Raw genomic sequence first — 13,222 nt, 5'->3', positions numbered from 1 at the left:
GTTAGTGCGCCGCTTCAACTGTCGCTTCGGTGTCCGGGTGGGCAGCCGAGTCGATGTGGGAGCGGGTCACCCGTTTGCGGAACACCCAGTAGGTCCAAACCTGGTAGGCGAGGATCAACGGCAGCGCGGCGAGGGCCGTCCAGCTCATCACCTGGAGGGTGTACGGGCTTGATGACGCGTTGGCGATCGTCAGGCTGTTCGCCGGGTCGTTGCTCGCGGGCATGACAGCCGGGAACAGCGACGCGAAGAGCGTGAGAACCGCAAAGCCGATGGTGAAGGCCATCAGTGTGAACGCCGCTCCTTCCTTGCGACGGATGTTCGCGACGACCGAGGCGATGAGCGCGACGGCGGCGGCGGCCGCGAGAACGAGTGCCGGCAGGGTGCCAAACTCGAGCACCGTCCAGGCCAGGAACACGGCGGCGACCACGACGGTCACCACTCCGGCGCGAAAAGCCAGGGTTCGAGCCCTCGAGTGGATCGGTCCCTCGGTCTTCAGCACCAGGAACAAGGCTCCGTGGGTCAAGAAGAGCAGAAGCGTTGTGACTCCGCCGAGAAGTGCGTATGGGTTCAACAGGTCGAAAACTGTGCCCGTGTAGTTGTGTCCTGAGTCGAGGGGAACACCGCGCACGATGTTCGCGAATGCGACACCCCAGAGCAGCGCCGGAACGGCAGAGCCGAACACGATCATCCTGTCGAACCGCTGCTTCCACAGACGTTCGGGGCGCTGGTGGCGGTATTCGAAGGACACGCCGCGCAGGATGAGGGCAACGAGGATCAGCAGCAGAGGCAGGTAAAACCCGCTGAACAGAGTCGCATACCACTCGGGGAACGCCGCAAAGAGAGACGCTCCGGCCACGATGAGCCACGTCTCATTGAGGTCCCAGACCGGACCGATGGTGTTGATGACCACTCGCCGGTCGGTGTCATCCTTCGAGACGAACGGCATTGCCATTCCCACGCCGAAGTCGAAGCCGTCGAGGACGAAGTATCCGATGAACAGGAAGGCGATGATGCCGAACCAGAGAACCGTGAGATCCATGGTGTCCTCCTAGTAGACGGTCGTGTGGACGAGGGGCTTCCCGGTTTGTTCATCGGGATCGCCGAGCGGGGCGGGGCCAGCCTGGGCGGCCTTCTTGATGAGGCGAAATTCGACGACGGCGAGAGAACCGTAGACGACGGTGAACACGACGAGCGAGATCAGCACTTCAATGCCTGTCACACCAGGTGACACTCCGTCGGCTGTTTCGAGGAGCCCGAAGACCAGCCAGGGTTGCCGTCCCATTTCCGTGAACACCCAGCCGACGATCATCGCTCCAAGGGACAGTGGGAACGACCAGACCGCAGCCTTCCACACCCACTTGTTGGTTGGGAGCTGTCCCTTGCGGGTGAGCCACAGGCCGACAACCGCAACAAAGATGTGCAGCAGACCGAGGCCGATCATCCAACGGAACGACCAGTAGGTTACCCAGATGATCGGTGTGTAGTCGCCGGGGCCGTACAGGGTCTGGTACTGCTCCTGCAGGTTGTTGATGCCTTCGACAGTGCCGTCAAAGGTGTGCGTCGACAGGAATGAGAGCAGGTATGGAATGCGAATCGAGAAGAGTTCATGAACGCCGTCCGGAGTACCCAGTGTGAAGATCGAGAACGACGCGTCCGCACCGGTTGACGTTTCGTACATCGCCTCGGCTGCGGCCATCTTCATGGGCTGCGTTGCCACCATGGCGAGGCTGAGCTGGTCACCGGCAAGCGTGGTGAGACCTCCGGAGATCAGCATCGCCCACAAGCCGAACTTCAGCGTCGGCCGCATGGTGTCGAGGTGCTGGTTCTTCGACAGGTGCCAGGCAGCAACCGTGATGATCAGGCCGGCCGACACCATGAAGCAGGCGAAGATTGTGTGCGGGAACGCGGCGAGGGCCACGGGGTTGGTGAGCAACTCCCAAATGCTGGTGAGTTCCGCTCTCCCTTTCTCCTCATTGATCCTGAAGCCGACGGGGTTCTGCATGAACGCGTTAGCCGCAATGATGAAATATGCCGAGAGGATGCTCGCAGTTGCGACGATCCAGATCGTCGCGAGGTGAAGCTTTTCGGGCAGCTTGTCCCAGCCGAAGATCCACAAGCCGATGAAGGTTGCTTCGAGGAAGAAGGCCAGCAATCCCTCGAACGCGAGCGGGGCACCGAAGACATCGCCGACAAAGCGGGAGTAGTCAGACCAGTTCATGCCGAACTGGAACTCCTGAACGATGCCGGTGACGACGCCCATCGCGAAGTTGATGAGGAAAATCCTGCCGAAGAAATGGACGAGCTGAAGGTAGTGCGTCTTACCCGTTCGCACCCACGCCGTCTGGAAGATGGCGACAGTGAGCGCCATACCGATCGTCAAAGGCACAAACAGGAAGTGATAGATGGTCGTCAGCCCGAACTGCCAGCGGGACAGCAGCAGCGGATCGAGTAGCTCGTTCACAACACCTCCACTTAGTCTTCTACGCCGCGTAGAAAACCTTTCTCTTGAAGCATAGACGCAGTTCTACGCGTCGTAGAACTTATTTCTACCGAATGTAGAACTTTTTCGGAACTGGACGTATTCTTGACTCATGGCAACACTGGGTGAACTCGAACGAACCGTCATGGATGTCCTTTGGGGCGCGGACGGATCGCTCAGCGCGAACGAACTCCGCGACAGGCTCGACTCGGCGAACGGCGCCAAGGAACTCGCCGTCACCACCGTGCTCACCGTGCTCTCCCGACTGGAGAACAAGGGATTCGTCGAGCGGGATCGTTCGAGCCGCCCTCACCTGTACCGTTCAGTCACCACTCGCGCAGAGCACACAGCAGATCTCATGCACGAGGTGCTCGGTTCGGCACCCGACCGCGAAGCCGCACTGGCACGATTCGTCGGCCAGGTCAGCCCCGAAGAGGCAGAGACCCTGCGTGCCCTGCTGAGCGGAACTCGCAACTCCTGACAGTAAACTCCGAGTCGTGATGTTCACCGCCTCGGTCGTTCTGGCTGCTCTCGCCCTGACGCTCGCGTGGCCGGTGCCACTGATTCTGGCTCGCGCGGCGTGGCCGGCGCGGGCCCCGGGGACGGCCCTCGTTCTCTGGCAATCAATTGCGCTCGCCGGTGGCCTGTCGATGATTGGCTCACTCGTTCTCTACGGCCTCATCCCTTTCGGTGGCAACCTCATCGAGGGTGGATTCGAGTTCGTTCGTCACCTCTTCGCCGGAACGCTGCCCCCCGACGCCAACTTCAGCCAGATGTTCGCGCTGTGCCTTGCTGCGCTTCTGACCGGACATCTCCTGCTGAGTCTTCTCCTCACGGTTGTGCGAAGCGAGAAGCAGCGCGCTCGGCACCTCTCGCTGGTGAACCTGTTGAGCGCACCGCTCGAGGGCAACCCGGGAACCCGCGTGCTCGACCACCCCTCCCCCGTCGCCTATTGCCTGCCAGGCACGACAAGCTCGGTCACTGTTCTTTCCGAGGGCTTGTTGACCCTTTTGGACGAGTCGCAACTGCGAGCGGTCATCGCGCACGAGAACGCCCACCTGGCCCAGCAGCACCACCTGGTTCTTCTGGCATTCAAGTCATGGCACAGTGCACTGCCGTGGTTCCCCATTGCCAACCGCGCGGAAACCGCTGTCGCGGTGCTCGTCGAGATGCTCGCTGACGATCAGGCGCGGCGGGCGACAGATGACCGGACACTGGCGACAGCGATCGCCTTGGTCGGCTCGGGAGCCGCAACCGACCCGGGTGCCCCTGAACTGACCTGGGCCAATCGCGGAGAGATCGAGCCTGGACTCGTGGGACCGCGAGTGGTTCGCCTGCTCAACCCACAACATCCGCTCTCTTCAAGTGCTCGTGCGGTCGTCCTGCTCGCCGCAACCGCGCTCCTGGTCATTCCTACCGTGCTGTTGGTGCTCATCTAATGCCCCTAGGCTCTGCATCGTGAACGAGATCCTCACCTGGCTGCTTGACGTCGTGCAGAGCGTCGATCCGATTCTGCGCACCCTGCTCGCCGGGATTGCCATGCTGCTCGAAACGAGTGTCCTGGTGGGACTGATCGTGCCAGGCGACACCGTCGTTATCGTCGCGAGTACCGCCGTCGATGGCCCAGCGCAATTCGTCGCTCTCATCGCCGCGGTGGTGATCGGGTCGCTCGCCGGCGAAACTATCGGTTTCGCCCTCGGCAGGTACTTCGGTCCACGCATTCGCGCAAGCCGACTTGGACAAAAGATCGGCGTTCGGCAGTGGCAGCGCGCCGAGAATTATCTCGACAGGCGAGGCGGTATCGCGGTCTTTGTCTCCCGCTTTCTGCCCGTGCTTCACTCCCTGATTCCGCTCACGGTCGGAATGAGCACCATGACGTACCGCCGATTCATCAGCTGGACCATTCCTGCTTGCCTGTTGTGGTCTGTCGCCTACGTATCCGTGGGTTCGGCCGCTGCGGGCACGTACCGACAGCTCGCTGACCAGCTGCACTACGCCGGGTACATCTTTGTGGGAATCATTGCCGGGTTCCTCCTGATCGCGTACGTCGTGAAGCTGGTTCTCAAACGGTCTCAAGAGCGTCACATGAATCACCCCGACGAGAGCGACACAAACGCCGCCGACGCTGACTGAGCCGGCGGGCGGACTCGACTCGCTCTCCGGCGTGCCAGACTTGACGGGTGAAGTCACGCGATAAGCCCGCAAGGGAGACCCCGTTGGCCGTGCTGAGGCTGCACAGGGCTGCGCGAATTGATGATGCGTTCCTGGACTGGCGGGCCCGCCGTGGTCGACGTAAGGGACTGCAGGCCGCCGTCATTCCTTACACCGGGTATGGATCAACAACCTGGGTACGTGTACTCGCTCGAGTTCTGCTGGTCAAGCCCGACGTGGCGCAGACGGCAACGCCCGTTCAGCGTGTTCGAGGGTGGCGGAGCTTCACAAGCATCCCCGTCGTCGCCGCCGAGGTCACGATCACCGTTGGCACGGAAACGCACGTCGTGAAGGCTGACAGGGGCGGAGTTATCGACGCGCGCATCGCGGTCGAGCTTGAACCCGGCTGGCAGCAAATCACTCTGCAGGCCGAGGATTCGCGGCCCGTGGTTGAAAACGTCTTCATCGTTGACCCTGAGGTTCGGTTCGGCGTGCTCTCCGATATCGATGACACCGTCATGGTCACGGCGCTGCCCCGCCCGTTCGTCGCGGCCTGGAACACCTTCGTCCTCGACGAGCACGCCAGGACCCCTGTCCCCGGCATGGCTGTGTTCCTCGAACGGGTCGTTCGCGACCACCCCGGATCGCCGGTGATCTACCTCTCGACGGGCGCCTGGAATGTCGCACCGACGCTGTCGCGCTTCCTCACCCGTCACCTGTATCCCTCCGGTGCTCTGTTGCTCACCGACTGGGGCCCCACCCACGACCGTTTCTTCCGAAGCGGCCGTGCCCATAAGGCCAACAACCTGCGCCGGCTTGCCGAAGAGTTTCCGCAGATCAAGTGGCTGCTCGTTGGAGACGACGGACAGCACGATGAGGAACTGTACGGCGAGTTCGCGAGCAGATTCCCCACCAACGTCGCCGCGGTGGCCATCCGTCAGCTGTCCCCCGGCGAGGCGGTCCTCGCGGGAGGTCGTTCAAAACCGGAAGAGCACGAGTCGAAGATCCCCTGGGTTTACGCCCCGGATGGTGCCGGGATGCTCGAACAGCTCGACGACATCGGCCTGGCCTGAGCCACTAGCACCGTCGCACGAGCGGCGGCTCACAAGGCGATCGGCGCAACGAGCTCAGGGCCGTCGTTTTTCACACTGTTGACGGTCTTCGCAACGGCATGGAAACCGAGGTCGTGCGCCACCTCAAACGACGTCTGGTCAAGAAGCCCGAGCAGCTCCTGCGGCGCGAGCTCATTGCTGAGCCAGGCGTCATAGTTCTCCGGCGTCAGGCACGCCGGCATTCGGTCGTGCACCTCGCCGGGCGCGACGTGGGAATCGCGGGTGATGATGGCCATAGACAGCCGCCAATAGTCAGGGTCACTCGGATCTTTTGAGCGGTCAGCCCACGCACGGATGATCCCGGCCATCGCGAGGTCCGACTTCTCGCTGGAGATGAAGTACGGCTGCTTTGCGCCGTCCTGCAGTTGCCACTCGTAGTAGCCCGCCGCTGGGACTATGCATCGGTGTGAGGTGAACGCTCCCTTGAAGAGCCCGTTCGTCGCGACGGTTTCGATCCGTGCGTTGATCACTGGCTTGCCGCCGCCGAACGTGGGAGACGAGGGAGACACGATGCCCCACCGAACAAGGTCCAGTTCGCGCTCTCCGTGACGTTCCCTGATCACCGGGACCGAATCCGTGGGCGCAACGTTCCATGACGGTCGCCATTCCGGTGCAGGCCTGCCCGTCGTCGTCATGAACTCACGAATGAGATCGTCTGTGTCCTTGTCCATCGCAAATCGTCCGCACATGCCTCTATCTTGACGCAGGCCGGCGACAAGAACACGGCTTCAGGGCACGCAATCGCCAGAGAACGGGCCGTACGTCAGTGGCGTGCGCCAGAATCGAAGCATGGCACGCCAACTGAGGCCCGTTGATGTTGCTCGACTGCGCCTGCACGCGCAGAACATCCTCGAATCTGCTGTGGCCACCCCGGTAGACGCCGTGCACTCGATGCTCGCCATGCAGGGTCAGGATCTACCTGGCACACTGTGGGCGATCGGCCTACGAGCACAGGCCACTGAGCAAGAGGTCCGCCGCGCGTTCGACAGCGGCGAGCTGGTGCGGAGCTGGCCGATGCGCGGGACGCTGCACGCCCTCACCCCTCAAGACCTGCGACTCATACTTCCGCTCTCGCGGGATCGGCTGGTGTCATCGCTCGCAGCGAGGCACCGCGAGTTGGGTATCGAGGCGAACGACGTCACCGCCGCGAGGCGCGCGGCTGAGGCCGAGCTGTCCACGGCGAGTCCGGCCCTGACTCGGAAAGAGCTGTTCGCGGTCTTCGAAAGGGCTGGCCAGCTCACGGCGGGCCAGCGCGGCGCTCACCTCATCTTTCTGCTCGCCCACGCGGGAGTGCTCTGCCTTGGTCCGTTCCGCGGCAAGGAGCAGACCTTTGTGCTCCTGGATGTTTGGGCGCCGGCGTTAGGACAGCTCCCCGGTCGCGACGAGGCGCTCGCTGCCGTCGCACTGCGCTACTTCCTGTCGCACGGTCCAGCGACCGTGGAGGATTTCGCATGGTGGACAAAATTGACCTTGACCGACGCGCGAGCCGGTGCCGCCGCGGCGCGATCGCAACTCGCGGAACTTTCTGTCGGCGGTCGCGAGTACCTGGCGTCGCCCCAAATCGGTGAACTCGCGACGCGGATTCCAGGCGCCCGCTCGACTCTCGCACTCCCCGGCTTCGACGAGTACATCCTCGGCTACACCGACAGGTCTGCGGCCCTCGCGGCCGAACACTCCGAGCTCATCGTCCCCGGCAACAACGGCATGTTCAAATCAACGCTCGTCGCCGGTGGACGCGTCATCGGCACCTGGTCGCGCACCGAGCGCGCCCAAACCATCGACGTCCATGGCGAGCTTTTCCGTGAGATCACCGATACCGAAGCCCACGGTCTGGTTCGCTCGCTGGAGAGTTATGGCAGGTTCCGAGGCAAAGCCGTGACGGTGACGACGAGCGTGAAGCCGATGGCGAGGGCCGACGCCGCAACTGGCGGGTAACCTGAGGCTCATGCACCTGCCAGCCGCTTTCTCCCCGACCCGGCTTCGTACAGCCAATCGGGTGCCGCTGCTGCAGGTCGTCAAAACCACCGTCGCCACAGTGGCCGCCTGGTTTGTGGCCGTTCTGCTCCTGCCGTCCGAGCTCCCGATCTTCGCGGCAATCGCCGCCCTTCTGGTGGTGCAGCCGAGCGTCAACCAATCCTTCGGCAAGGCCGTCGAGCGCAGCGTCGGTGTGATCACCGGGGTAGTGATCGCTTCCCTCATCGGCCTGGTCTTCAGCGGCCAGACCTGGGTGATCCTGCTCGCCATCGTCGTTTCGATCTTCTTCGGCTGGATCTTCCGGCTCACCCCCGGTTCGGCGAATCAGATTCCGATCAGCGCAATGCTTGTGCTCGCCATCGGCGCGGCGACTCCCGGCTACGCGCTCGACCGCATCATCGAAACCCTCATCGGCGCGGCGCTCGGCGTTCTCGTGAACATCCTCATCGTCCCGCCGGTTGCCCTTGGACCGGCCGAACGCGACGTGAATCTGCTCGCAGGTGAACTTGCCGCAAGCTTGGAACGCCTTGCAGCTGCGCTCACCTCTCCACAAACGCAACAGCAACTCGATGGGTTGATGATCCAGGCTCGCCTGCTGCGACCGATGCGCGAGTCGGCTGCAGCCTCGGTTCAGCAGGGTGAGGAGTCGCTCACCCTGAACCCCCGCAGGTCTGCGCATCGCACCCGCTTCGAGGTTGTGTCGCAACTCCTCGACAGGTTCACACCCGTCGTGACCCGCGTCATCGGTATGACGCGCGCCTTCCACGATCACTACGACTCCTCGCTCATTGATGAACCGGCCCTAACCTCGATCGCGAAAGAACTTCGTCGCGCTGCCCACGACCTGCGGCTGCTTGCCTCCCCGACATTCGTCAGAGACGAAGCGGATGCCACGGAGCCGGACACCGACATCCCCGCGTTGACAGCTCCGTTGCGTATCGCTCGGCCTCACCCCGAGCACTGGCTGCTGATCGGGTCACTCATGGAAGACCTGCGCCGGATCCGCGAAGAAATCATCGGGAACTGACGACGAGGTGGTCCGAACCGGCCTCAGATCAGTGAGGCGTGGACTCGAGGCCTGCCGCCGGTCGCGCTTGGAATCGCAGCTTCAGGAGCTTCAGCGCCGCCGCATCGATGAGGTTGTTCGTCAGGCGTCCGTCGTCGATGGCTGCACCGATCTCGGCAACTAGCCGCGTCGGATCCGTGCCATCCACGGCCGCGTTCCCCCGAAGCACGTACAGGAGCATGGTCGCCCCGGCGGCGAGGGCGCGAACGGCGTTGACCGCCGGGTTCCGGTACTCGGCGATCCCGCTGTCACGCAACATCAACATGTCGTCGGTGATGATCACCCCGTCGAAACCCAGTCGTTCGCGAAGGATGGTATGCCATGTCCTGGACAGTGTTGCCGGGGCGTCGTCGACGGCGGCGTATCTCAGATGACCAACCATGACCAGCTCCGCACCCGCCGCGATCCCTGCCGCAAACGGGACAGCATCCGTTCTCGACCAGGTTTCGAGATCGATATCCGTCTCGGGGACGGAGGTGTGCGAATCACCCTCGGTTCTGCCGTGGCCAGGGAAGTGCTTGAGGGTGCGCAAGACACGGCCGGCTTCTCCCCGAACGGCAGCACGCACACGGTCGGCTGCGTCGGCGGATGTCTCGCCGAGAACGCGGCTCGAAATGAACGAGTCGGGATTTACGGTGACGTCGGCGACGATTCCGAAGTTGACGCTGATGCCGGCAGCGACCAGCATGCCTGAGCGCTGGGCGAACGCGTCGAACGTGTCGCTGGGTGGGCGGTGCCTGAGCGTGCCGGCTGAGGCGAAGGTGTCGGCGGTGATGCGCCGCACCTGGCCGCCCTCCTGGTCAAGAGCAATGAGCACGGGAAATTGCTCGTCCAACGTTGCAGCGCGGGCGAGCCGAGCAATGTCGGCGAGCGTTGGTGAGATGTTGTCGGGCATGAAAATCAGCCCACCCGGCCGATGTTCTTCGGCGAAGGCGCGGACTACCTCCTCGTCGGTACCGGCAACGTGAAGCATCAGCAGGCTGGCGATCTTCTGTTGACGAGTCATCGCTGCGAGCTGTGTGCGCGCGGCCTCTTCCGACTCGCGAGCATTCACCGGACATCCGGCCGGATTATCGTGACACCGGCGGCGTTTCTGCCCTCCGACATGGCAACCATGGCGGCGGGTGCGGCGTCGAGGCCGATTGTCGCTGTGACAAGGTCCTGAGGACGCAGTCGACCGGAAGCGACGAGATCGAGCATCGCCGGATACTCCGCGGCGCTCATGCCGTGACTACCCAGTATCGTCAGTTCGCCCGCGACGATCTCAGCCATTGGAATGCGCGGCGGTTCAGAGAAAAGGCCGACCTGGACGTGCCGCCCTCGCTTGGCCAGTGAACGGATGGCGAGAGCTGTGGTCCGTTCGCGGCCGAGCGCTTCGAGCGAGACCTGCGCTCCACCGCCGGTCAGGTCCCTCACCGCCGCGACCACGTCGTTGTCTGTGTGCGTCGCCGAGTTGATGACGTGTTCGGCGCCAACGGTTGCGGCGAGCTGAAGCGCCTTCTCGGAGATGTCGATTCCGATGACGCGCGCACCGAGCGCGGTTGCGATCATCACCGCGCTGAGTCCGACTCCCCCGCAGCCGACAACGACCACCCATTCTCCCGGAACGACCCGGGCCTGTGCGGCGAGTCCGCGGTAGGAGGTCGCGAACCGGCAGCCGAGGATGGCGGCGGCGCCCGGATCCAGCGCAGCGGGCACCTCGATGAGGTTGAGGTCCGCCGACGTCACGACAACGCGCTCAGCGTACGAACCCCAGTGGGTGAAGCCCGGTTGCGTCTGGTTACGGCAAACCTGCCCGTTGCCGCTCGCACACTCGGGGCAGCTCCCGCAGGCACAGACGAACGGCACGGTGACTCTCTGCCCCGGTCGAAAGCGGGTGACGCCCTCGCCGACGCTCTCGATTCGACCCACGAACTCGTGGCCGGGCACGTGCGGCAGCGCGACACCGTCGTCGTGTCCTTCCCACGCATGCACATCACTGCGGCACAGCCCGGTCGCTTCGACAGCGATCACGGCGCCGCCGTCTGGCGCTGTCGGGTCAGCGACACTCGCGACGGTCGGCAGTTGGGAAAAGGAGTCGTAGTACACCGCGCGCATGAGGCAAGTATCCCGCAAGCCGCGTGCACCGCTCGACTACGCTGGAACAGGCCGGATCACGATCGAGCTGGCCGACGATTCGCCGGAGGGACGGCATGGACGCGACGGCGGAAACTGTTAATCAGATCATTCGATTTGTCGATCTGGCCGGTGTTCTTGCGAACGCGATCCTGGGCGGAATCGCGGCACGCTCGGCCCGCCTCGACATCGTCGGCTTCGTCATTCTGGCCGTGATGAGCGGACTCGGCGGTGGCCTGATCCGCGACACACTTCTCCAGCAGGGTCCACCGGTGGCACTAACGGACCCTGCCTACCTCGGGCTAGCCATCACGGGCGCGATGATCGCCTTCTTCGTGCCGTTTCGCGGTATCTGGTCGCTCCGGTCGCTCATCCTGATGGACGCGCTGGCCGTCGGCTGTTGGGCCGCGGTTGGGGCACAGAAAACCCTTGAGGCCGGTCTCGGCTGGCTGCCAGCCATTGTGATGGGCATCATCACTGCCGTCGGCGGCGGCGCGGTGCGTGACGTCATGCTGCTTCACGTTCCGCGCATTTTCGGCGGGAACACCCTGTACGCGACGAGTGCCCTGGTCTCGAGTGTGGAGATGGTTGTGCTGTCGAAGCTCGGAATGCCCACCCTGGGCTCCGCCGTCGCGATGGCAAGTGGAGCAGTGCTCTCGCTGCTTGCTCGGCGCTACGGCTGGACCCTGCCCACCGAGATCCGGATCCCGCGACCGCGCCTGATTGTCGACTATCGAGAGCGCAGACGGGCAGCTCGGGGCGGGCCCGAACCCGAAGCACCCGTGGGCCGCTGACCGGCACTGGACACCTCGCGAACCCGGTCGTAGCCTAGGAGCATCCGGGCGCGTGCCGGGAGACATCCGCCATTTCGAATCTCGAGGAAGAGTTCACCATGGCCACCATTCACGAGCACGAACCGCCGTACTCCGTCGGCTATTTCATTGGAAGCCTCTCAACGGCGTCCATCAACCGACAGCTGGCCGGAGCTCTGGTGAAGATCGCTCCCGCTGAGCTGCACATGCGGGAGATTCCGATTGGTAACCTTCCGCTGTACAACTACGACTTTGACGAGGACTACCCACAGTCAGCGCGCGAGCTCAAGCGATCCATCGCCGACGTCGACGCTGTGCTCTTCGTGACACCGGAGTACAACCGGTCGATTCCCGGTGCGCTGAAGAACGCCATCGACTGGGCCAGCCGCCCCTGGGGCCAGAACTCGTTCACGAACAAACCGTCGGCGGTGATCGGCGGGTCCATCGGCGCCATCGGAACCGCGGTCGCCCAGCAGAACCTTCGCAGCGTATTGAGCTTCTGCAACTCGCCGCAGATGAACGCACCAGAGGCCTACCTGCAGATCACCCCTGGCCTGATCGCCGAGGACGGCACGATCACGAACGACGGCACCCGGCAGTTCCTCACCGACTGGATGCAGGACTTTTACCAGTTCATCACCCGCGTGCTCACGGTGCTCCCCCGCAGCTAACGGGCGGCGCGAGCACTCAGTCGACGGCGTCGATGTAAAACCACTGCCGATTCTCGCGAACGAATCGGCTGACCTCGTGCTGGTCGCTTCGTCCGTCGGGTCCTTTACAGAACGCACGGAACTCGACGGTTCCTGTGGAGTCCAACGGTCCACCGGACCGGCGATCGAGAATGTCCAGGCGATACCAGGTCAGGTCGGCGTCCAAATCCAGGGCGGCGGGTCTTGTCGACGGATGCCACGTGGCAAGCAGGTAAGACGCGTCACCGACCGCGAATGCGGAGAAACGCGAACGCATGAGCGCCTCGGCTGTTGGCGCTGGTGCGGTACCCGCATGGAACACACCGCAACAGGAGCCGTAGGTGTTCCCGCTCAGGCAGGGGCATCGGTCCGTCGCGGAAAGTGATCGTCGGGTCGGCGCAGCAGTCACCCTGCCATTATCGCCGACTGTGGCGAGGCGGATGCAGAGGTTGCCCCATCGTCAACCCCTCTCTTTTCGAAACGGTCCCGGCTTTCATGGAGGTGTGGCGAGGGGGTGTCTCATGACTATCGAAACGGCCGCACAGGCTCAGACACAGAGGCGACCGACGCAGTCGGCGGACGACACATCACGACAGCGACCGGCTGGGCTGGAAGTGGTTGCTGTCGCCGAACATGAATGGCGTGTCAGCGATCCGACTCGCGCTGAGCTCGGTTCGATTCCTTTGATCGGGTTCGTTCGCGAGATCGATCACCTGTTCGAGGTGACCCGGCTGGGCTGTCCCCTCGAACGCCTGCGCTTCGAGTCGCTCGCCATGGCCATTTCGTACCTGCGGTGGCCGGAATCCTCATCGGCGTAACATTCT

Annotated in this window: 15 protein-coding genes; 9 read left to right on the top strand and 6 right to left on the bottom strand. The window is 63.5% G+C overall.

Going from position 1 to position 13,222, the window contains the following annotated elements; translation table 11 throughout:
• Position 1: 1 nt before the first annotated feature.
• Complete coding sequence (gene cydB, locus D9V28_RS03825) at positions 2–1,039, bottom strand: cytochrome d ubiquinol oxidase subunit II (RefSeq protein ID WP_121658344.1); 1,038 nt, start codon at positions 1,037–1,039, stop codon at positions 2–4.
• A gap of 9 nt (positions 1,040–1,048) precedes the next feature.
• Entirely contained in the window at positions 1,049–2,461 is a 1,413-nt protein-coding gene (locus D9V28_RS03820) for a cytochrome ubiquinol oxidase subunit I (RefSeq protein ID WP_121658343.1), read from the bottom strand.
• A 130-nt stretch (positions 2,462–2,591) separates the two neighbouring features.
• On the opposite strand from D9V28_RS03820, the gene D9V28_RS03815 reads away from it, so the two are divergent.
• Genes D9V28_RS03815 through D9V28_RS03800 form a run of 4 tightly spaced genes read left to right on the top strand, consistent with a single transcriptional unit; the run spans position 2,592 to position 5,703 of the window.
• On the top strand, positions 2,592–2,960 hold the full coding sequence (locus D9V28_RS03815; RefSeq protein ID WP_121658342.1) for a BlaI/MecI/CopY family transcriptional regulator: 369 nt from the start codon (positions 2,592–2,594) through the stop codon (positions 2,958–2,960).
• 19 nt (positions 2,961–2,979) lie between these two features.
• Positions 2,980–3,918: a M56 family metallopeptidase gene (locus D9V28_RS03810; protein WP_121658341.1), complete on the top strand. Its 939-nt coding sequence runs from the start codon at positions 2,980–2,982 to the stop codon at positions 3,916–3,918.
• A 19-nt stretch (positions 3,919–3,937) separates the two neighbouring features.
• Positions 3,938–4,612 (top strand): DedA family protein, encoded by a 675-nt coding sequence (locus D9V28_RS03805; RefSeq protein ID WP_121658340.1) that lies wholly within the window; start codon positions 3,938–3,940, stop codon positions 4,610–4,612.
• Positions 4,613–4,659: 47 nt separating this feature from the next.
• Positions 4,660–5,703 carry an App1 family protein phosphatidate phosphatase gene (locus D9V28_RS03800; protein WP_229727716.1) on the top strand — a complete coding sequence of 348 codons (1,044 nt, stop codon included), beginning with the start codon at positions 4,660–4,662 and terminating at the stop codon, positions 5,701–5,703.
• A gap of 29 nt (positions 5,704–5,732) precedes the next feature.
• On the opposite strand, the gene D9V28_RS03795 is transcribed toward D9V28_RS03800, so the two are convergent.
• Entirely contained in the window at positions 5,733–6,431 is a 699-nt protein-coding gene (locus D9V28_RS03795) for an SOS response-associated peptidase (RefSeq protein ID WP_121658339.1), read from the bottom strand.
• 100 nt (positions 6,432–6,531) lie between these two features.
• Between D9V28_RS03795 and D9V28_RS03790 the strand changes: the two genes are divergently transcribed.
• Positions 6,532–7,677, top strand: coding sequence for a winged helix DNA-binding domain-containing protein (locus tag D9V28_RS03790; protein WP_121658338.1), 1,146 nt, complete (start codon positions 6,532–6,534; stop codon positions 7,675–7,677).
• A 10-nt stretch (positions 7,678–7,687) separates the two neighbouring features.
• Positions 7,688–8,743 (top strand): FUSC family protein, encoded by a 1,056-nt coding sequence (locus D9V28_RS03785; protein ID WP_121658337.1) that lies wholly within the window; start codon positions 7,688–7,690, stop codon positions 8,741–8,743.
• Positions 8,744–8,771: 28 nt separating this feature from the next.
• On the opposite strand, the gene D9V28_RS03780 is transcribed toward D9V28_RS03785, so the two are convergent.
• Together D9V28_RS03780 and D9V28_RS03775 are read right to left on the bottom strand one after the other, a co-directional pair.
• Positions 8,772–9,788, bottom strand: a complete 1,017-nt coding sequence (locus D9V28_RS03780) for a glycoside hydrolase family 3 N-terminal domain-containing protein (RefSeq protein WP_147440904.1) — start codon at positions 9,786–9,788, stop codon at positions 8,772–8,774.
• Positions 9,789–9,832: 44 nt separating this feature from the next.
• Positions 9,833–10,879, bottom strand: a complete 1,047-nt coding sequence (locus D9V28_RS03775) for a zinc-binding dehydrogenase (RefSeq protein ID WP_121658335.1) — start codon at positions 10,877–10,879, stop codon at positions 9,833–9,835.
• A 95-nt stretch (positions 10,880–10,974) separates the two neighbouring features.
• Between D9V28_RS03775 and D9V28_RS03770 the strand changes: the two genes are divergently transcribed.
• Together D9V28_RS03770 and D9V28_RS03765 are read left to right on the top strand one after the other, a co-directional pair.
• Positions 10,975–11,691, top strand: coding sequence for a trimeric intracellular cation channel family protein (locus D9V28_RS03770; protein ID WP_121658334.1), 717 nt, complete (start codon positions 10,975–10,977; stop codon positions 11,689–11,691).
• A gap of 98 nt (positions 11,692–11,789) precedes the next feature.
• On the top strand, positions 11,790–12,380 hold the full coding sequence (locus D9V28_RS03765) for an NADPH-dependent FMN reductase (RefSeq protein WP_121658333.1): 591 nt from the start codon (positions 11,790–11,792) through the stop codon (positions 12,378–12,380).
• A gap of 16 nt (positions 12,381–12,396) precedes the next feature.
• Here D9V28_RS03765 and D9V28_RS03760 read toward each other — a convergent pair whose 3' ends face one another.
• Positions 12,397–12,807 (bottom strand): YchJ family protein, encoded by a 411-nt coding sequence (locus D9V28_RS03760; RefSeq protein WP_121658332.1) that lies wholly within the window; start codon positions 12,805–12,807, stop codon positions 12,397–12,399.
• A gap of 112 nt (positions 12,808–12,919) precedes the next feature.
• Between D9V28_RS03760 and D9V28_RS03755 the strand changes: the two genes are divergently transcribed.
• Complete coding sequence (locus tag D9V28_RS03755; RefSeq protein WP_121658331.1) at positions 12,920–13,216, top strand: hypothetical protein; 297 nt, start codon at positions 12,920–12,922, stop codon at positions 13,214–13,216.
• Positions 13,217–13,222 lie beyond the last annotated feature (6 nt).

This window comes from Mycetocola zhadangensis, assembly GCF_003668565.1.
GTDB lineage: Bacteria > Actinomycetota > Actinomycetes > Actinomycetales > Microbacteriaceae > Mycetocola_A > Mycetocola_A zhadangensis.
The sequence above is the reverse complement of the archived record's forward strand: the minus strand, read 5'-3'. Positions and strand labels throughout refer to the sequence as shown.